Source organism: Methylomonas fluvii (genome assembly GCF_014850975.1).
In the GTDB taxonomy this organism is placed as follows: domain Bacteria; phylum Pseudomonadota; class Gammaproteobacteria; order Methylococcales; family Methylomonadaceae; genus Methylomonas; species Methylomonas fluvii.
Genome location: NZ_JACXST010000002.1, coordinates 1,215,187 through 1,234,713, shown reverse-complemented (window position 1 = coordinate 1,234,713; position 19,527 = coordinate 1,215,187). Strand labels below are relative to the sequence as shown.

Genomic DNA, 19,527 nt, shown 5'->3' with positions numbered 1-19,527 from the left:
AGGTCCTTGTTATTGAGGCGCGGATGTTGATTGGAGTGAGGCTTCCAGACGATCTAGGCGGGCATCGAGGCGGTCGCAGTCGCTGCGGCAGGTGTCGATGTCGCGGAAAAATAACTCGGCTTCCGATTTAGCCGGGAGCTCGCGAGTTTCTTCTTGCAGGAATTCTTCCAGGTTTAAGCGAAAGGTGGTCAAGGTGTGCTGCGTCCAGTCGCGGCTGCCGCGGAACAACTGGCCCAAGCGTTGGGCAAAGGCATCGCCGGTATAACGGGCGATTTTGCTTTCCAGATTGATGTCCAGTTTTTCAAACAGGCGTTGCAGGCGGCGCGCGACTTGGGTGTCGCCGTCGATACGAACTTCGCCTTTAAACAGCGAGCGCATCGGCGTGGCGCTTAAACCCATCAAGCCGAATGCCGACAACGAACCGCTGAGTGTGGCATCGACGCTGCCCGGATAACTCTCCAGAATTTGTATGCTTTGCGCAGTAGGGCAAAGATACAGGCTGCTGTCGAAGGACGTCACATGCAGGGCGATGACTTTGCCGGCCATGGGCGTTAGATATTGCTCGATGTGATCGTCTAGCGCCAAATAACGATTCAGCGCGGTTTCCAGCGCGGCGATAAATAAGGACTTAACGCTGCTCGACATCACTTGCCTGTACTTGCTGTTGTTGCAGAAACTCTTGCATGTCTTCGTTATTGACGCGTTGGTATAAATCGTTGACTGTCACGGTTAAGTCTATAGATTCCAGGGTGAGGCTGTCGCCGAGAAAATAATGCGCCGACGACCAATTCGCCGAGCGTTTGAATACTTCCACTTCGACATGATCTTGTTCGATCAATACGTACTCCTGCAAACTGGGCAAGGCTTTGTAAGCATTGAGCTTGACGGTCTTGTCGAGGCGGCGCGTGGCTTTGGAGAGTACTTCAACGATAATGCTCGGCTTTTCGGTGTAGTACTCGTCGCCGTTTTCATCGGCGCAGACCACCATCACATCGGGGTAAAAAAAATTCGCCGCAGCTTTGATTTTTAAATCGGACGAAAAGGTGGCGCAGGGACTGTCTTGTAAATGATTGCCAACTATCCGCGCAATATTGCTGACCAATAAATTGTGGTTACGGCTGGCGCCAGCCATCGCGTAAACTTCGCCATCGATCAATTCATGCTTGATGTCGCTGATCATCTCGCCGGCCAAATAGTCGGTTGCACTGATGTAATGCTGGGACTGTTTCAGAGCCATGGGCTATCCTCCGTTGTCAGATCGGCGAGCAGGATGCTTAAAACTTATAGCCCCGGTGTACCGCCACGATACCTTGGGTCATATTGAAATACTCGCAGCGTTCCAGGCCGGCGTTTTCCATCATGTGTTTCAGCTCATCCTGCTTGGGATGCATGCGGATGGACTCGGCCAGATAACGATAACTGTCTTCGTCCTTGGCTACGACGGCACCGATTTTTGGCAGTAGTTTGAAGGAGTAAAAGTCGTAGACTTTTTCGGTAATCGGGTCGATCGGGTGGGAAAACTCCAGGACGATGACGCGGCCACCGGGTTTTAATGCGCGGTACATGGAGCGTAAGGCGGCGTCTTTATCGGTGACGTTGCGCAAGCCAAAGCCGATGGTCACGCAATCGAAGGTGTTGTCGGCAAACGGCAGGCATTCGGCATTCACTTGGGCATAGCGGATGTTGCCGCTCAAACCATGGTCGATCAGCCGGTCGCGGCCAGTGCGCAGCATCGCTGCGTTGATGTCCGCCAGGACGACTTGGCCGGATTTACCGACGCGTTTTTCGTAGAGTTTGGTCAAGTCACCAGTACCGCCTGCCAAATCCAGCACGCTGTCGCCGGCGCGGACATTGGCTAGTTGCACCGCCACCCGTTTCCAGATGCGGTGGATACCCATCGACATCAGATCGTTCATGACATCGTATTGGCCGGCAACCGAGTCGAACACGCCGCGCACCAGGGCGACTTTTTCCTGTTTGGGAACCTGTTTGAAACCAAAGTGGGTAGTATTGTCGTTTGTCATGATGTTGTTTAATTATGGATGGGCGAGCGGCGGCTGAGGCCGGCGGCTTTCAGGGTTTCAAGATATTGCGACCAAAGCAACGGGAATTCCGAACCCAATTTATACAGTAAATCCCAGCTGTAAATGCCAGTGTCGTGGCCGTCGCTGAACACCAGTTTGATGGCGTAATTGCCCACGGGTTGGATGTCGGTAATCGTCACGTCTTCCTTGCCGATTTGCAGTGTTTCCTGGCCTGGGCCATGGCCAACCGCTTCCGCCGACTGGGTGAATACGCGCAGGTATTCGCTGGGTAATTCGTAAATGCTTTCGTCGTCGAAATGAATTTCCAGGATGGCCGAAACCTTATGCAGCTTGATTTCGGTCGGCACACGCTGAGTGGGAGTGATTTTGACGCGCATAATTATAAAATGTAGCGGCTAAGGTCTTCATCATCGGCCAATTCCATCAAGTGTGAGTCCACGTAAGCGGCGTCGATGGTAATGGATTTTTCGGTCAGGTCCGGCGCATTGAAGGAAATGTCTTCCAGCAGTTTTTCCAGAATGGTGTGTAATCGGCGCGCGCCGATGTTTTCGGTTTTTTCATTGACTTGCCAGCCCAACTCGGCGATGCGCTGAATGCCGTCGGCGGTAAATTGTACGTCTACACCTTCGGTTTTCAAGAGTGCCTGATATTGCTCAGTCAGCGACGCGTCCGGCTCGGTCAGAATCCGCACGAAGTCGTCCGCGCTCAACGCGTTCAACTCGACCCTGATCGGAAAGCGGCCCTGCAATTCCGGAATTAAATCCGACGGCTTGGTTAAATGAAACGCGCCGGATGCGATAAACAGAATATGATCGGTCTTGATCATGCCGTATTTAGTGGTGACGGTGCTGCCTTCCACCAGCGGCAATAAATCGCGTTGCACGCCTTCGCGGGACACTTCGCCGCCACCCATTTCCGCGCGTTTGCAGATTTTGTCGATCTCGTCCAGAAACACGATGCCATGTTGCTCAACCGCTTCCAGTGCGGCTTGCTTGATTTCTTCTTCGTTGACCAGTTTGCCGGCTTCTTCTTCCTGCAACTGTTTCAAGGCATCTTTAATTTTTAATTTGCGGGTTTTGGTGCGGCCACTGCCCAGGTTTTGAAACATGCCTTGCAACTGACTAGTCATTTCTTCCATGCCCGGCGGCGCCATGATTTCCACACCCACTGCCGGTGCAGCGACGTCGATTTGAATTTCCTTGTCGTTCAAATCGCCTTCGCGCAGTTTTTTACGCATTTTCTGCCGCGTGGATTCTTCGGAATCGGAGAGCATGCCGCCTTCGGCGCGTGGCAACAGAATGTCCAGAACCTTCTCTTCGGCGGCATCGGCGGCGCGGTTTTGCACCCGTTCCATGGCCGAGATGCGGGTGGTTTTCACGGCGCTATCGATCAAGTCGCGAATAATCGATTCCACGTCGCGGCCGACATAACCCACTTCGGTAAATTTGGTGGCTTCAATTTTAATAAACGGCGCGTTAGCGAGTCGGGCCAGACGGCGGGCGATTTCGGTTTTACCGACGCCGGTGGGGCCTATCATTAGGATATTTTTCGGGGTGATTTCATCGCGCAGTTCCGCGGCAACCTGGCTACGGCGCCAGCGGTTACGCAGGGCAATCGCGACGGAGCGTTTGGCGGCGGCTTGGCCGACGATGTGCTTGTCCAGTTCGCTGACGATTTCTCTCGGGGTCATTTGACTCATGGTTTTACTCTTGTGCCGGTTGGGGTTCGGCGTCTAATTCTTCAATGCGCAGATTGTGATTGGTATAAATGCAGATGTCTGCGGCAATACCCAGGGACTTTTCGACGATCTCGCGGGCGCTGAGTTCGGTGTTTTCCAGCAAGGCACGCGCGGCGCTTTGCGCAAAGGCACCGCCGGAGCCGATGGCGATAAAGTCGTATTCCGGTTCAATCACGTCGCCGGTGCCGGAAATGACCAGCGAGGTTTTGCTGTCGGCGATAATCAACAAAGCTTCCAACTTGCGCAGGGCGCGGTCGGTGCGCCAGTCTTTGGCCATTTCCACGGCGGCGCGGGTCAGGTTGCCGCGATGTTTTTCCAGCTTGCCTTCGAAGTGTTCGAACAAGGTAAACGCATCGGCGGTGGCGCCGGCGAATCCGGCAATCACTTTGTCGTGATACAGGCGTCTGACTTTACGGGCATTGCCCTTCATCACGGTGTTGCCCAGGGTGACTTGACCATCGCCGCCGATCACGACTTTGTCGCCGCGCCTGACGGAAAGAATGGTGGTGCCTCTGAAATTCGTCATGTCTGTGAATGAAAAAGGGAAAGGCGGCGATTTTACATGTTCTCGGCGGCGATAGGGTAGAAGTTTAAAACCGCAAGTTTGGAGGGTAAAAAGGGCAAAGATTGAACAAAGCAAGAAAACTGATTAAAGTTCAAAGTGCTGGTATTTTAAGGATGCGCCGCATTGACCGGCGTTTCCAACACTACAATAACAACAAGAGGGTAACTAGTCATGAAATTGTCAAATCGCTGGAGAGGTGCGTGCTTGCTGGGTGCTATGGTGTTTTCAACGGCGGCGCTGGCTTTATCGCCGGACGAAGAAGAGCGCTTGAAAGAGTGTAAAAGGCCGAAATTCCGGGATTTTTTGCCGGAGCAAAAAGCTGAGGTCGATGCGGGTGCGGAAATCTCTTTTCATATCTCCCACAATGCTGATCCTTTGACCGTGACCGCCGAAGCGCGCGGCGAAAAAATGAAAGTCAATGTGGTGGATAAAAAGACCTTTTACTTTGTGACCGCCAAATTGCCGTCATTGACGCCGGGTTTTGCCCGTGTCCATCTCACTGCTAAATCCGCAGAAAGCAAATTGGAGAGCGGTTGTTTGGGGCAGGATGGCTGGTTGCTGAAAATCAAAGGCGAGGAAGCTGCTAAACCGGCGGAACAGCCGGCGGCGGCTCAGTAGCGAATTTTATCTGTTTTGATCTGCCACAATTGGAACGGGCGATTGGCCGAGTCGAGCGAGAGTTGCTGCATGACGATCCGGCGTTGCTGGGCGGGTTTCTCGATTTCGGTATAAATAAAACCGTCGTCGAACCCGGCTTTAGCGGCGTCGAACCGGTCGCAAGCGAAGTAAACGGCTTGTAGTCTTGCCCAATAGATGGCGCCCAAGCACATCGGGCAAGGCTCGCAACTCGTGTAGAGGGTGCAATCGCTTAATTGAAAATCGCCTAGTTTTTGACAAGCCAGCCGAATCGCAACGATTTCGGCGTGAGCGGTCGGGTCAAGATCCGGCGTGACCCGATTCCCGCTAGCGGCAATAATTTCGCCATTTCTGGCCACCAGTGCCCCGAACGGCCCGCCGCCTTGGTCGATGTTGTCGTAGGCCAGTGCGATGGCTTGGTTCAGAAAGTCTTCGTGCATTACAAATCCAGCGGATTATCAGGATCGATGCCATCCATGAACGGCAAGCGGCGGTCTTCGTTGGTGATCTGATAAACCTTCCCCAGCCAGTTATTGAACACGGCTTTAGCGGAATCTCGCCAAGTGATGTCCAAGTGTGCAAAGATTTGTGGTTCCGGCATGGCTTGCAGTGGGCAGTTGCCGAGCTTGGCATCTTTCACGTGTTTTGCGTACTCGTTAAGTAACTGTTGCACTTCGCTATTGAAATAATGCTCTGGGTAGGGCGGATAGTCGTCGCGCTCGCCGTTGTAAAACCTAAGCACTTCGCGCTTGTATTCTTTAAGCAGGCTAATGTCGTCGTACTCCGGATGGCCCTGGAAGAACACAATGCGAAAACCGTCCGGACTAACGGCCAGATGCACGCCGGCGGATTCGCTGGCCACCAGGACTTTCAGTCCGTGTGTTTCCATGTCGCGCTGAAATACTTCGTTAAAACGCGAATGCGGCACATCGAAGCGGGTGTTGATTTCCGCCACCAGGGGATGCTGCCTATCGACCACTTTATGCGAAAACACGCCCCAACGTTTGGCCGGCAGGCGCGTGCGTTCCACGCCGTAACAATGCTGAATAAAGGCATGGGTGGCTAGGCAAGAACACAGTACCGAGGTGACGTTTTGCGTGGCCCATTCGAACACTTCGGTTAATGGCCGCCAAAAATCCTCATCTTGCAAATGGTCGTGGGTGACATTGGCGCCACTGATAATCAAGGCATCCAGGCCGTCTTGCTTGATTTGCTCGAAGGATTCGTAATATTGCTGAATATGCGCCAGGGCTTGCGGACTTCTTTCCAGGCCCTCAATCGTAAACGGATGCACGTGAAATTGGGCAATCTGATTGCAAGCACCGACCAAGCGGAAAAACTGGCGCTCCGTGGCTTCCAGCGCGGCGTCCGGCATGATATTCAACAGACCGATGTGCAGTTCTCGAATCGATTGGTGACTGGCGCGGTCCGGGCTGAGAATTTCTTCGCCTTCTTCAAGCAGGCGCTGAAAAGTGGGTAAAGCGGTATGGGCAACTAGCGGCATTACAAGAACGGTCTCAAGATTGCTGCCGGGCAATCGCCTCGGCAATCAGACGGATAAAGTCGTCTTCATTATTAACTTTAGCGGTTTCGTCGGCACTGATAGTGTAGCCGTAATGCGCAGCAATCGCTTCGTAGCGCGGCACTCTGGCTTTGAATAATTCTGGAAACACCCAGCTGACGAATTCGTCCGGTGGAATCTGGTCGGTCGAGCTGTAACCGCGCTCAGTCATGAATTGGTCCAGTTTTTCATCGACGAATTCAGGGCGGTAATACAAGGGTTTGGGATCTTTTTTGGCGCGGTCGATGATGGTCTGTTCCAAAGCCGGCGGAATTTTGATGTAAACAATCAGCGTGTGTTTGGCCAGGTTTTCCAGAACCTCCGGGCAATCCAGTTCGCAAACGCTACCGCCGGCGTCGTTGATGAAATGTTTGTAGCCGTAGATGTCTTCGGCTTTGTGGATAAAGTCCGGCACGTCGTTCATCGCCGCGATTTCGGCTTGATGATGCAGCGCCTGGCGGCGTTTGAATTCGGCTTGCGACAAGCCGCCTTTAGCCGGATCGCCGATTTTGCCCAGAAAGCTAGACACCGGTGCCAGGTTTTCCACGGTGATATTGCTGCAAATATAGATAGAGTCCGATTTGAGCAAATCGCGCAAAAACGGCACACCCATCGCTTGCTGTTTGATGTTATCCAGAATCGGTTCTTCTAGGTATTTGGTGCCGATGCGGTAATCGCCGGAATAATGAAACCATTTGTCCCTGGGTAACTTGGCCGAGAGGGTGGTTTTGCCGGCGCCGGACATGGCCAGCAGGGTGATACTCTTGGATTCCCAGTCCAGAAATTGTTGCGGGGTCATTCTCATAAATTATCTCAATCCAACAAATCGCTAATGTCCAAATCTTCCGCATCCGGGCGGGCATGTCTATCGGGGTCTGTGTAGCCCAGATCGTCGGCTTCCAACTCATCGAACGGCGCGCTCCAGTCTTCCGGGTCTTCAATGTAATCGATAGTGGAACCGTACCAGGATTCGTTGTCGTATTCGCCCAAATCGCCATTGGCGAACTGAACTTCCACCGATTCGTCGTTACCTTCAATCGCTACCACCTTGAAGGTGAGATTACTTTCCAGGTCTTTATACCAACGGCCAATGACCGGATCTGTAATAGTTGCCATAGTTGCATCCTCGCTATGTTGATGACTTATCAATGATAGCGAGTTTATAGAAGCTATGCGAGTGCATGCGGCAAAACTGTCGGGATTTTCGATTAGAATGGCAAATTTACACAGTCAGCGGCGGGAGCCATGAGCGAAGAAAGATTCATCGAATTGGAGATCAAACAAGCGTATCAGGAGGATTTGATTCAGGCTTTGAACCAAGTGGTGGCAGACCAGCAAAAGCAAATCGGCAAACTGGAAGAAACCTGTAAATTGCTGAACGACAAGATCAAAAGCCTGGCGCTGGATGATCGCCAGGCTGGTGCGGCCGACGAGCGGCCGCCCCATTACTGATTTTAACCTCAGGATCTGCGATGATTGACGCGGCGTACCGGTTTAGATGGGCTGTTGTTGGCCGCCAAGGCCTGTCTGGGCTGTGGCGATGCGCTGCAATCCAGATGTTTGGCGCGGAGCCGCCGGCAAAAATCCTGACTGTCGTCTTGCTGTAAGCCGGTCCATTGCGCGCGCCACGCCGTGCTGCCTTTGGTCTTGGTTTTGACGATGCCTACATGCCCGGTTTTAGCTAACGGGCCAAGAGCGTTACGTGCACGCTGCAGATTGACATCGGCGTCGATTTTTCTAGGGAAACTTCCCATGCTGACGGTCCAAACATTGCCGCGGCTTTGCGGTTTGGCTTGTGCCAATTGCGTGAGTTTTTCGCGGCGACTGTTGTATGGGGCGTTGATATGAATCGGTTCATATCGGCTGCTGCCGGAGTCGGCCCCCATTTGTTCCGCACTGCCGGCACAACGGTTGGACGACAATTGAAACGGTGGCGGCAGGGCGCTGTAATCCTTCAATTGCGAAATATGCTCGCCGAACAAGCCTTTTTCGCTATTGGCAAAGCCCATGTCCAACAGATTGCCCATTTGTTCGAAACGTTCACCGCTGCTGTGTGCGCCCAATAACACGCCGATCAAACGATGACCGTTGCGTTTGGCCGAGGCAATCAGGTTGTAGCCGGAGCCGCAGGTAAAACCGGTTTTCAGACCATCGGCATCCGGATAGCTTTTCAGAATGCGGTTGGTATTGGGCATTACCCGGCCTTTGTAGTTAAATTCCGTCGCCGAAAAATAATGATAATGTTGCGGGAAATCGCGAATCAACGCAGCAGATAACAAGGCTAGGTCGCGGGCGCTGCTGATTTGCCCGTCGTTGGGCAAGCCGCTGGCGTTTTCGAACGAGCTGTTGTACATGCCAAGCGTGCGCGCTTGCTGGGTCATCATCGCCGCAAAATTGCTTTCCGTACCGCCCAGCTTTTCCGCCAGAACGACCGCCGCGTCGTTAGCGGACCGGGTGGTGACCGCCATGATGGCTTGTTCCACCGTCAAACTTTGGCCAGTGCGCAAACCCAGCTTGGAAGGCGGTTGCGAGGCCGCGTGTTTTGACGCGAAAACGGTATCGGTCAGTCGCAGACGGCCATTTTCCAATGCCGACAGCGTTAAATAAATAGTCATGACTTTGGTCAATGACGCGGGATACCAGCGTTGAGTGGATTCGGTTTCGTGAACCACGCGGCCGGTGTCGGCGTCGATCACTATTGCCGCATATCTGGCGGCCGCAGGAGTGCTTTGCAACATTAGGCAAGCTAGAGAAAGTAACGCTAAACGGGTTTTGGGTAGGGTGCTCAAGTTATTACTTTGCTCCAGATAGTTGGCCTAAACATTTGACTATATTATTTAATCAGAATTATCGATTTCGAAAAAGACCCAATTAATGCGGGGATGATCGATTTTTATCTGTTTTTCCATTCCGTTAATTAATTCAACAGCTTCCCCCACGCTTAAATCCGCCAGCAGTTCGGCTTTAATAGCCAGCATCACTTGGCTGCCGTGGCTAATAGCCCAAATATTCAGGACGCGATTGACGCAGCCTTGCTTTTCCAGATAGCCGCGAACGGCATCGCGAATCCCTGCATCGGCCTCACCGAGCAGCAAGGAATGCACTTCCCGGCCGACTAAAACCGCTACGACGACCAATAAGGCGCCAATCAACATCGAGCCCACTGCGTCGTACATCGAATTACCGGTAAGCATAGTCAAGCCCAGCATCGCCGCTGCGATCACCAGACCAATCAGCGCGGCCAAGTCCTCGCCGATGACCACCATCAATTCGCTAGACTGAGTTTCTTTAAACCATTGCCACATGCTGCGTTCGCCACGTTCGTTTGCCATGGCCCCCAAGGCCGCGCGCAACGAAAAGCCTTCCAAAACCACGGCGATAGCCAGTATCGCCAAAGCCATACCGGCGTTTTCCACGGTGTGCGATTCGTGAAAACGCAACCAACCTTCGTGGATCGAGAACAAGCCGCCAACCGAGAATAGCGTAATCGCTACCATCATCGACCAGATATACGCTTCCCGGCCATAGCCCATAGGATGGTGCTGGGTTGCTGCCCGGGCCGAGCGTTTCATGCCGATAAACAGCAAGACCTGATTGCCGCAATCGGCAAAGGAATGAATGGCTTCCGCCAGCAGCGAGCCGGAACCGGTCCAGATTGCTGCGCCGGTTTTAATCAAAGCGATGCCCAGATTAGCGGCGAACGCATAGATGATGGCTGAGGCGGAATTACTGTGAGACATGGGTTATGGGCCAAATAAAATTAAGAATTAGGCTGCGATTATTTACGGCAGACAGTACCGAAACAGATCAGGCAATTATGCAGATTTTAGATGAGTCGAGCGGATTTGCTGCAAATACTTAGCCGTTGACAGACAACTGCGTCATTGACTGTCAACGGGGCAATAAAGAGCTTATCGATTCTGTAAGGCGGGCGGTAGCGGTGGGTTATTTGCCGATTGCTGGCGCCGAGGATGCTGTTGCCGGCCGCGGCGTTTTTGCAGCCAGCGTATGACGCCGGTGATGAACAGCAGCGGGCAGAGCAAGCCGGAAACCAAGACCAGCAATTGGCCGGTCAAGCCGAATGCTTCTCCGGTATGTAGTGGATGCAGCCAGTTGATGACGGTGTCCGAGCCGCCAAGTTCGTCGGGATTGCTGACCGCCAACACCTGGCCGGAATATTGATCGACCCAGACATTGGTTTTGGGAAAGCGCTGACTGGGCTCGCCAGCCTGGCGCAGATTGATGCGGTAGCTGCCATTAGCATCGTGCGGTGTCTCTATCCAACACAGACGTGCCTGCGGAAACCGGGCTTGGCCGACCGCGACGGCTTGATCCAGGCTGATGCGCGCCGGGTTGTTTTCGGTGATGGCCGATTTTGGCGTGGGCGATGCTTGCAAAGGCGAGAAATAGCCCAGTATCGGATTGACGTATTGCGGAATCTCCAAGGCTACCCCGGTTACCGCCAATACCATCATCACGATCAAGCTGTAGACGCCCGCCAGTTTATGTAAATCGTAATTCAGGCGTTCGCGGCTGGCGTGGCGCTTTAGGCTCAAGGCGCTCTTTAATTTGTGTAACGGCGGCCACCACAGGTAAACACCGCTGATCAAGGAAATCAGCAATAAACCGCCGACAATGGCCATCAAAATTTTGCCGGGATTGTCCAGTAGCAGCTTGTAATGCAAGTCGTATAACCAGGTCATCGCAAACTCGCCCCAGAAACGATTGGCGAGGACAGTGCCGGTATACGGATCGACCGACAGCATCAGCGGTGCAAAGCCGTGATGCTCGGTTTCTTGCGGCTTATAATAGCGGGCGGTGATGGCGCGTTGTGGATCGTCGGGAATTTCCAGCCGCCAGCCGCGTTGCCGCGTGGGCTCCGCGTGGCGCAAGGCTTGAAAAATATCCTCGTAGCTTTGCCGTTGGGCGCTGGATTCGGAAATGATCAGCTGTGGATTCAGCCACTCGTCCAGATCGATATAAAACACCAGCAGGCTGCCGGTCAGGCCGACCAGGGCGATGATCAAACCCAGCGACAGTCCGAGGTATAAATGTACGGCCAGCCAGAATTGGCGCCTAGCCTGTTTCTTGTTGGCCGTTGCTCTCATGTTTTACGCTAACTCAGTAGTCGAACTTGACGTTGACGGCGCCGTAGAAGGCAACGCCGTCGCCCGGCGAGAAGAACGGTTGGGCGGTGGCACCGAATGATTCGGAATACCAAACATATTCCCGGCGAACGTCGGTCAGGTTTTTAGCTTGAAATTGCAATTCCACTTCCTTGGTGACTTGATAGCCCAAATCGAGGTTAAGCAGGGCGTACTCACCGTATTGGCCGCGCTGGTTGGCTTGATCGACAAAGTAGTCGCCTTGGCCGCTGGTCCATAGCGAAGAACGCAGTTGCGGCAGGATTTGGTAGTCGATGCCGGCCGAAAACAAATAATTTGGCGTATTGACGACCTGATTACCCGAGACGTATTCCATCGTGCCAGCCGTCAAGGCCGGCGGATTGGTAACCTTGGCCTCCTGCAACGAGTACGCTGCCCAAACGCCGACTTTATCGGTGGGATAAACCTTGACTTCAATGTCGACACCTTGGCGCAGTGTGGGCCCGATCTGGCTCGACTCCACACTGGCCAGGTCGCGGCTAATTTCGTTGCTGGCTTTTTGCGACCAGTAGGCGACCCGGCCCTCGGCCCAATCCACCGGTTTCAACTTGACCCCAACCTCCCAACCGTCATTCAACGATGGGCCGATGTTCGCTTGGTTGCGGCCGATGAAGGTGGCTTGTCCCAGGCCGACCTGGAAGGTGCGGCCCCAGTTGCCGTAAAGGCTGTAGCCTTCGATCGGCGTAATCACCGCGCCGATTTTCGGTTGCGAAATCGTGCCATAGTCATTTAGAGGGTAGGAGCCGAACGATGCGTTCGGGCGATAGCTGAAAAAGCTGCCGTCGATGATGTCGGCGCGGTAACCCGGCGTTAGTTTCAACCATTTGAAGGGCTTGATGATCGCCTGGATGTAGCCGCCATAGTTCAGGAAGTCCCATTTCTCGTCGTTACGCAAACCGCCGCTGTTGCGAACGCGGCTAGTGGTTAGATAGCGCAGATATTTGTTTTCCTGTTGTTGAAAGTCGAAGCCGGTTTCCAGGGAAAAATCGTCCAGCCAACTGATGACCGGATGGTAGGTCAGCGAGGTCATCGCGCCGTACTGAATTTCGTCGCGGTCACGTTCTTGCTGTATCGCCCCTGGGCCATAGGACACGTAACGCTGGTCGTCGAACAACGTGCCGTAGACCTTGGACGACCAGAATAAGGTGGGGCTGAGGTTGACGTCCAAATGGGTGCTGACTTGACCAACCGTACGTTTGCCGCCGTCGGTGGCATTTCGGGCAAAGGTTTGGGTTTGATTGAGTAACTGTTCCTGGTAAGTCATATAGCCGGGTTCTTGGGCGCCGGCTTCGCTCCAGCGGGCGATCAGACCTATTTTGTATTTTTGGTCGTCCGGGGTGTAAAACCATTTGCCGGAAAAGCTGTTTTTATCGGTGTCGCTGTGGTCGCGGTAGCCGTCGCTGGCGCGATAGGATATTTGATAGTTTTGCGAGAGACCGTCTTTTTCGTAACCCAGCCCGGACTGGATGTCGTGGGTATTGAAACTGCCGTAACTGAGCCGGCCCTTGGCGTAGTTGCCGCCAGTGGTGGTGTTCATGCTGATGTTACCGGCAAAAGAGTGCAGGCCGTAGCGGGCGTCGTTGGTACCCCGCACCACTTCGATGGATTCGATGTCCAGCGGAAACAGCGAGTCGATGAAATAGGTGTCCCCGCTATTGGTGTTGCTGGGCACGCCGTCGATCAATAATTTGACCGCGTTAACCCGGCCTTCGCCGTTGAAACCGCGAAACGACATTTTGCCGGTCGTGATGCCTTGGCCGAATTGGGTCACCTGAACGCCGGGCATGCGGTGGAACAAATCGTAAGCCGTTAACACGTTTTGGTCGGCGATCTTATCGGCGTACATGATGTCCACTGAAGTGGCAATGTCCTTGCTGGTTAATTTCATGCTATCGGTTTGATCGCTCACTGTGACCGCGCCGAGCTCGAAAGTCGAATCGTCCCTAACGGCTTGTGCTTTTGGCGCGGGGACTTTTTTAACCGCAATGACGCCTTCGCCTACTTGCTCGTACTGTAAGCCATTCTGACTTAATACTTTTTCTAGCGCCTGTTGTACGGTGTATTGGCCCTTCAACGGCTGGGCTTGCAAGCCTTGCACCATCGAGTCGGCATAGATCAATTTGGTATTGGTGGACTTTGCCAAGTTCTCCAGCGTCGCTGCCAGCGGCTGCGCGGGAAGGTCTAGGCTTGCGCCGGTGCTGCCTGCCGCGCTTGCGTCGATTGAAGCAGCTAGGGCCAAAGCCAGTAGAGGCGCCTGTCGGCGCGGTTTTTTCGCGGGTGTGGTGTTAAGTTTGCAATCCATGATCGTCTCCTGTTAGTCGTGGGTGGCAATATTTTTTGACTCGCCATACCCCATTAACGAAGCAGACTGGTCAAACTGGACATGTTTGGGGAATATTTTTTTTACCCAAACGCGAACACCTGTTTGTTAGCGGCTGTAAAGCACGACGGATTGCTTTTGGCGTTGCACGCGGATAGGCAGGATTTTTTCCAGGGCCTGCAGAAACGGCTTGAGATCGGCGGTATTGAAACTGCCGCTCAGGGTTTGTTTGGCCAAAGCAGGATCGGCAAACGCAAAACGCACGGCGTGATAACGCTCCAGTTCCGCGACGACTTCGGTTAGCGGGGTATGGTCGAACAATAGGTGACCGTTGAGCCAAGCCGCCACTTGTTCGGTATTGGTTTTTTCGGGTTTTTGCCAGTGGCCGCCTGCATCTATTTTGCGGCTGAAGCCGGCGGGTAAATTTTCGCCAAACCAACTGCGACCTGCATTTAGGGCAACTTCGCCTTCCAGCACCGATACGGCGGTGCCGTGACTATCATGCCGCACGTTAAACACGGTGCCGATGTCTTTAATCTGTAGATTGCCGGTATGTACGGTAAAAGGGCGCCAGGCCTGATGGGCGACGTTGAACATGGCTTCGCCTTGCTGCAATTCGATCTCGCGGCGCCGCCAGGACAGACGTACACGTAGTTGTGTGCCGGTATTCAATTGCAGTTGGGAGCCGTCGGCCAGTTGCACGGTTTGCCGTTCGCCAATGCCTGTTTGGTAAACCCTGCTGGGCGCCTTGAAATCCAGCCATGCGCCGGTCAACATCGTGGCAAGCAGCAGGCTACCGGTTAACATTTTGCCGTTTCGCCAGGCTCGGGGCCTTGCGGAGCGCGCGGTATTCAAACCGGCGACCTCGGTGGCTTTTAGCTCGTCCAGGTTTCCCCAAAGGTTTGCGATGTCGTCGTAAGCGGTCTGATGCCCTGGATTTTGCAGAAGCCATTGCGCGAATGCTTGACGCCGCTGCTCATCGCAGTATTCAGACTGTAACTCCACAAACCAGGTTGCGGCTTGCTGAAGAATTTTTTGCTGTTGCGAAAGCTTGGGCGCCGTCATCTATTTGCCGGTTTAGTGCTGCGGATCGATTAGCATTTGATGGCAGTGCAACATGGCTTTGACCAATTGGCGTTGCACGGTTTTCTCGGAAATCCCCAGTTTTCCGGCGATTTGGGCATAAGTGAGTTCGTCGATCTTGCGCAGCAGCAAAATATGCCGGCATTGCCGCGGCAAACTGGCGATAGCCTGTAACAGGCGTTCGCATTGCTGGCTAAGAATGGCACAGTCTTCCGGTTGCATAAGCGGGCAAGTCAGCTCGTCGTTCAATCCTTGCGTCTTGGCACCGCTGCGTTGATGGTGGCGAATAAAGTCTATAGATAGTCGTTCGGCGGTACGAAACAGGTAGCCGGGCAGATTGTCGGTGTGTGTCAGACTGTCCTTGCCCAGCAAACGCAAATAAGTTTCCTGGCTCAGATCTTGCGCGGCATCGGGGCACTTTACCTTGTGCATCAAAAAATCGACGATGGCTTCTTTATGAGTCAGAAATAATTCGGCTATCTGATCGTGCTTTATGGCGATGACGGACAAGCGACAAGCTCCGGATTGTTGTGAACGGAAGACGGAAAATGCCGCAAGCTGTGTGCCAATAAACGCAGGCAACCGTCCAATCCAGATAATGCTTGGCTGTAAGGCTGCTGATGGGGAGCTGTAGGGGTAGGATTACATCTAAAACTATGTCATATAACACGGCCACCTGCGGCATATGACTTGGTTTTTCTACTCAAATCAGCTGCAATGGAAGCCATTCTTCGGCAGGAATCGAGGGAAAGTTGTCCTTGAGCATAACCGTATTCTCGGTCATGCTGCTGGCACTGTCCGTTACCGAGGTATCGACATGACGACATTCAGTTTTGCCAAGCCCGACAGCTTTATCTTCAAAAACCGGAAAATCGGTATCGTGGCGTTTCCCAATGCTCAGAGTTTGGATATTACCGGCCCGTTTGAAGTGTTTAGTTTTGCCAGCAGTACATTGCAAATGTTGGGTATTTGTGAGCAAAACATTTATACGTTGACGGTATTGGCGGCAACACCCGGACCGGTGACGACCATGTCCGGCTTACAAATCATTGCTGATCAGGCCTATGGCGATCCGGATAGCGAGTTCGATACCTTGATGATTGCCGGCGGCAACATCACCGGGGAGTTAGCCAACGTCAAATTGCTGGATTGGATCAAGGCCATGGAGCCCAGAGTCAATCGTCTGGCTTCGGTTTGTACCGGTGCGTTTTTGTTGGCCGAGTCAGGTTTGTTGGATGGCTGCAAGGCCACCACCCATTGGCATTATTGCCAGCAACTAGCCAGGAATTATCCGCAGGTGCAATTGGAGCCGGACCATATCTTCGTCAGGGACGGCAATATCTTCACGTCGGGCGGCATTACCTCGGGAATCGACCTGGCCTTGGCCATGCTGGAAGACGATTGGGGGCAGGAGTTGGCGCTCTATGTCGCGCGCTTTCTGGTGGTGTTTTTGAAGCGGCCCGGCGGTCAATCGCAATTTAGTCATTATTTAACCTGCGAGGCCAGTCGTCGTCCGGACCTGCGCGAGTTGCAAGCCTGGATCATCGCGCATATCAGGGATGATTTACAGGTGGAAATATTAGCCGAACGGATGGCAATGAGTTCGCGCAATTTCGCTCGGCTATTTCTGGCGGAAACCGGCATGACACCGGCCAAATTCGTGGAAATGGCGCGCATCGATCAAGCTCGGCATTTACTGGAAACCACGGACATAGCCGTGGAAACGATAGCCGACAAGGCCGGTTTTAAAGATCCCGAGCGGATGCGGCGGGCGTTTATTCGTCAGCTTGGCGTCAACCCGCAGAACTACCGACAGCGTTTTAGCAAAGCGATAGCCGGTTAATACCAAGCACCTAGTAGTTTGATGCTGTCGCCAAGGGCAGTCGCCTGAGGCTTGCCGATAATAAATAGAATAAGGGGATTAACATGCGTATTTTACTGATTTCAACCGCGTTCTCGGGGTTAACTCAGCGCTATTACACCGAACTGGAAGATGCCGGTTATACGGTGTCTGTGGAGCTCCATCTAGGCAATGAATCTAAGGTGTTAGAAGGGGTCAAGCTATTCAAGCCCGATTTGATCCTCTGCCCGTTTTTAACCCGGCGTATCCCCAAGGCAATTTACCAACATTATAAGTGTTTGATCGTGCATCCCGGTATCAAGGGGGATAGAGGTCCTTCGTCACTGGATTGGGCCATTCAGGCCGGGCTTAAAGAGTGGGGGGTAACCTTGCTGCAGGCCGACGATGAGATGGATGCCGGGGCGATTTGGGCTAGTAAAACCTTTTCGTTACGCGCTGGAACCAAAAGCAGTTTGTTCAACCGCGAAGTGACTATCGCCGCAGTCGAATGCTTGTGGGAGACGCTGAGCTACTTGGAAGCAATCGATTTCAAACCAGAACCGCTGGATTTCTCGCGTCCCGATGTGCAGGGGCAGTTGCGACCGCAAATGAAGCAGGCGGACCGGGCTATCAATTGGAAAAAACACAGCACCGAGCAGATTTTAAGACGGATACACGCGGCCGATGGCATGCCCGGGGTGCTGGATGAGATTTACGGGCAGGCCTTTTATTTGTTCAACGCTCATCGAGAGAACCAACTAAGTGGCAAACCCGGCGAGATCATTGCGATTGCCAATCAAGCCATATGCCGGGCGACGATAGACGGTGCGGTGTGGATTGGCCACTTGAAGGCCAAACTACCCAACGGGACTGGTATTAAACTGCCTGCGACGCTGGCGTTGCAAGACTTGTTGCCAAAACCGACAAACGGCTTGGGTGGTTTATTCGGCAAAGCCTTAAAGACTATTGATATCGATTACACCAAGCCTGGGCGACAGCTGCCTTGTCAGGAAGTTTGGTATCAACTTGATGGTGAAGCGGCTTATATCCATTTTGCCTTTCATAACGGAGGGATGAGTACGGCGCAATGCCAACTGCTCTTATCGGCGTATCGGCACGTCGCCACCTTGGATGTCAAAGTCATTGTGTTGATGGGCGGTGAAGATTGCTGGTCCAACGGCATACACCTCAATCATATCGAAGCCGCTGCCAATCCCGCCGAAGAATCTTGGCAAAACATCAACGCTATCGACGACCTGATTTACCAGATCATCACCACCATGGATAAATTGACCATAGCAGCCTTGGCTGGCGGCGCGGGAGCCGGCGGCGCGATATTGGCAATTGCGCCCGATAAGGTGTTGGCGAGGGATGGGGTGATTTATAATCCCCACTATAAAAACATGGGCGAGCTTTATGGCTCCGAATACTGGACTTACTTATTGCCCAAGCGTGTCGGACTGCCGATGGCGACGCAACTGACTGAAGAACGCTTGCCCATCAGCGCCAAGAAAGCCTGGCGGATCGGCTTGGTAGACAAGGTACTGGATCGGCAACACGTGATTTTTATCGCGCAAGTGAAACAGTCGGTTAAATCGTATCTCGCCGACCCGAGTGCATTGAAGCTATTGCTGGATGAAAAAGCCGAAAGACGTTGCGCCGACGAGGCCGCCAAGCCTCTGGCGGTTTACAGAAAATTCGAACTGACGCAAATGTACGCCAATTTTTACGGAAACGATCTTTATCATCAGGCGCGGCAAGGTTTCGTGTTCAAAAAATGTCCGAGCAAGACACCGGTTAATATTGCCAAACACAGGTTAGTGGCGCCGTTAAAGGCGCCACCGCCCGGCAGTTTGTTGCATTTTGCCTGGCAAGAAAGTTATGCCTTGGGCGACGAAAAAATCGACCATCAACATAAGGACTTTTTTGTCTTGGCGGAGAAGCTATTAGCGGCCGCGAATAAGCACGATATGAATGACGCACTAATTGATTTATATCAGCACGTCAAAGTCCATTTTGGGGAGGAAGAAGCCTTCATGAATCAGGTCGGGTTTCATCACTATAAAAGCCATGTGAAGGAACACAATCTGATGCTGGAAAAATTGTTGGAGATGGACAAAAAAATTCAACATGACGACTGGAATGCCGAGGAAGTGATGGGTTTCATCGATAAATGGACCCAGCACATTTTAAAATCCGATATGGCTTTTAATCAGCATTGGCAGGAAATGTATAAGTTTTGCGTTTGAATTGTTGACAGTCTCAGCGGGAAGCTAGCCGGCTTTGGCTATTTAGCCTAAGTCGGCGGCCGGTCTGGGGCATTCTGTCCCCTCTGCATCCACTTCAAAAGAGTATTAGTCCGGGCAATATTGCTGATATTTTCGTTCGGACTGAGTAAATCAATCCTATTTACCCGGCCCTTAAATACCGTTCGCCTTTATGCCCTTGAGGGTACTGTGCTTGTCGAAGGGCATGCCAGCCAGGGCTTCGACGAGCTCAGTCCGAACGGAATACTCGTGATAAATAGGGGCGGGTTAATAATTCCGGCAGTTCTGCCAAGGGTTCTGAACACCC

At 53.0% G+C, this 19,527-nt stretch carries 20 protein-coding genes; 4 read left to right on the top strand and 16 right to left on the bottom strand.

Translation table 11 applies throughout. From position 1 onward, the window contains the following. Window positions 1-9: 9 nt before the first annotated feature. The 6 genes from EBB_RS15105 to hslV are packed head-to-tail and all read right to left on the bottom strand — an operon-like array spanning window position 10 to window position 4,309. Window positions 10-645, bottom strand: coding sequence for a ubiquinone biosynthesis accessory factor UbiJ (locus tag EBB_RS15105; RefSeq protein WP_192394592.1), 636 nt, complete (start codon window positions 643-645; stop codon window positions 10-12). Then, complete coding sequence (locus EBB_RS15100) at window positions 629-1,237, bottom strand: Uma2 family endonuclease (RefSeq protein ID WP_192394591.1); 609 nt, start codon at window positions 1,235-1,237, stop codon at window positions 629-631. The genes EBB_RS15105 and EBB_RS15100 overlap by 17 nt, the downstream gene beginning before the upstream one ends. A 37-nt stretch (window positions 1,238-1,274) precedes the next feature. Next, entirely contained in the window at window positions 1,275-2,024 is a 750-nt protein-coding gene (gene ubiE, locus EBB_RS15095) for a bifunctional demethylmenaquinone methyltransferase/2-methoxy-6-polyprenyl-1,4-benzoquinol methylase UbiE (RefSeq protein ID WP_192394590.1), read from the bottom strand. Between the two features lie 8 nt (window positions 2,025-2,032). Then, window positions 2,033-2,422: a gamma-butyrobetaine hydroxylase family protein gene (locus EBB_RS15090; protein ID WP_171694362.1), complete on the bottom strand. Its 390-nt coding sequence runs from the start codon at window positions 2,420-2,422 to the stop codon at window positions 2,033-2,035. Window positions 2,423-2,424: 2 nt separating this feature from the next. After that, a complete protein-coding gene (hslU, locus tag EBB_RS15085; protein WP_192394589.1) occupies window positions 2,425-3,744 on the bottom strand; it encodes an ATP-dependent protease ATPase subunit HslU in 1,320 nt (439 codons plus the stop codon). 4 nt (window positions 3,745-3,748) lie between these two features. Continuing rightward, window positions 3,749-4,309 carry an ATP-dependent protease subunit HslV gene (gene hslV, locus EBB_RS15080; protein ID WP_020483114.1) on the bottom strand — a complete coding sequence of 187 codons (561 nt, stop codon included), beginning with the start codon at window positions 4,307-4,309 and terminating at the stop codon, window positions 3,749-3,751. Between the two features lie 210 nt (window positions 4,310-4,519). Between hslV and EBB_RS15075 the strand changes: the two genes are divergently transcribed. Then, on the top strand, window positions 4,520-4,966 hold the full coding sequence (locus tag EBB_RS15075; RefSeq protein WP_192394588.1) for a hypothetical protein: 447 nt from the start codon (window positions 4,520-4,522) through the stop codon (window positions 4,964-4,966). On the opposite strand, the gene EBB_RS15070 is transcribed toward EBB_RS15075, so the two are convergent. Genes EBB_RS15070 through EBB_RS15055 form a run of 4 tightly spaced genes read right to left on the bottom strand, consistent with a single transcriptional unit; the run spans window position 4,960 to window position 7,661 of the window. Beyond that, entirely contained in the window at window positions 4,960-5,424 is a 465-nt protein-coding gene (locus EBB_RS15070; RefSeq protein ID WP_192394587.1) for a nucleoside deaminase, read from the bottom strand. The genes EBB_RS15075 and EBB_RS15070 overlap by 7 nt on opposite strands. After that, entirely contained in the window at window positions 5,424-6,488 is a 1,065-nt protein-coding gene (metA, locus tag EBB_RS15065) for a homoserine O-succinyltransferase MetA (RefSeq protein WP_192394586.1), read from the bottom strand. The genes EBB_RS15070 and metA overlap by 1 nt, the downstream gene beginning before the upstream one ends. Window positions 6,489-6,501: 13 nt before the next feature. Further along, entirely contained in the window at window positions 6,502-7,350 is an 849-nt protein-coding gene (locus tag EBB_RS15060) for an ATPase (protein ID WP_192394585.1), read from the bottom strand. Between the two features lie 8 nt (window positions 7,351-7,358). Then, entirely contained in the window at window positions 7,359-7,661 is a 303-nt protein-coding gene (locus EBB_RS15055; RefSeq protein WP_033158396.1) for a DUF6763 family protein, read from the bottom strand. Between the two features lie 129 nt (window positions 7,662-7,790). Here EBB_RS15055 and EBB_RS15050 point away from each other — a divergent pair, with 129 nt between their 5' ends. Continuing rightward, window positions 7,791-7,997 (top strand): SlyX family protein, encoded by a 207-nt coding sequence (locus tag EBB_RS15050; protein ID WP_192394584.1) that lies wholly within the window; start codon window positions 7,791-7,793, stop codon window positions 7,995-7,997. Window positions 7,998-8,005: 8 nt separating this feature from the next. Here the strand turns inward: EBB_RS15050 and EBB_RS15045 are convergent, their stop codons facing one another. The 6 genes from EBB_RS15045 to EBB_RS15020 form a co-directional block, all read right to left on the bottom strand. After that, window positions 8,006-9,283: a D-alanyl-D-alanine carboxypeptidase family protein gene (locus EBB_RS15045; RefSeq protein ID WP_192394583.1), complete on the bottom strand. Its 1,278-nt coding sequence runs from the start codon at window positions 9,281-9,283 to the stop codon at window positions 8,006-8,008. A 99-nt stretch (window positions 9,284-9,382) separates the two neighbouring features. After that, entirely contained in the window at window positions 9,383-10,285 is a 903-nt protein-coding gene (locus tag EBB_RS15040; RefSeq protein ID WP_192394582.1) for a cation diffusion facilitator family transporter, read from the bottom strand. 171 nt (window positions 10,286-10,456) lie between these two features. Beyond that, window positions 10,457-11,653, bottom strand: a complete 1,197-nt coding sequence (locus EBB_RS15035) for a PepSY-associated TM helix domain-containing protein (RefSeq protein WP_192394581.1) — start codon at window positions 11,651-11,653, stop codon at window positions 10,457-10,459. A gap of 13 nt (window positions 11,654-11,666) precedes the next feature. After that, the gene (locus EBB_RS15030; RefSeq protein ID WP_192394580.1) at window positions 11,667-14,012 is read right to left on the bottom strand and encodes a TonB-dependent receptor; all 2,346 of its coding nucleotides are present in this window, start codon (window positions 14,010-14,012) and stop codon (window positions 11,667-11,669) included. A gap of 126 nt (window positions 14,013-14,138) precedes the next feature. Then, a complete protein-coding gene (locus EBB_RS15025) occupies window positions 14,139-15,095 on the bottom strand; it encodes a FecR family protein (protein ID WP_192394579.1) in 957 nt (318 codons plus the stop codon). A 12-nt stretch (window positions 15,096-15,107) separates the two neighbouring features. Then, the gene (locus EBB_RS15020) at window positions 15,108-15,623 is read right to left on the bottom strand and encodes an RNA polymerase sigma factor (protein ID WP_192394578.1); all 516 of its coding nucleotides are present in this window, start codon (window positions 15,621-15,623) and stop codon (window positions 15,108-15,110) included. 307 nt (window positions 15,624-15,930) lie between these two features. Between EBB_RS15020 and EBB_RS15015 the strand changes: the two genes are divergently transcribed. Together EBB_RS15015 and EBB_RS15010 are read left to right on the top strand one after the other, a co-directional pair. Continuing rightward, window positions 15,931-16,956 (top strand): GlxA family transcriptional regulator, encoded by a 1,026-nt coding sequence (locus EBB_RS15015; RefSeq protein ID WP_192394577.1) that lies wholly within the window; start codon window positions 15,931-15,933, stop codon window positions 16,954-16,956. A gap of 83 nt (window positions 16,957-17,039) precedes the next feature. Then, window positions 17,040-19,202, top strand: coding sequence for a hemerythrin domain-containing protein (locus EBB_RS15010; RefSeq protein ID WP_192394576.1), 2,163 nt, complete (start codon window positions 17,040-17,042; stop codon window positions 19,200-19,202). The last annotated feature ends 325 nt before the right edge of the window (window positions 19,203-19,527 follow it).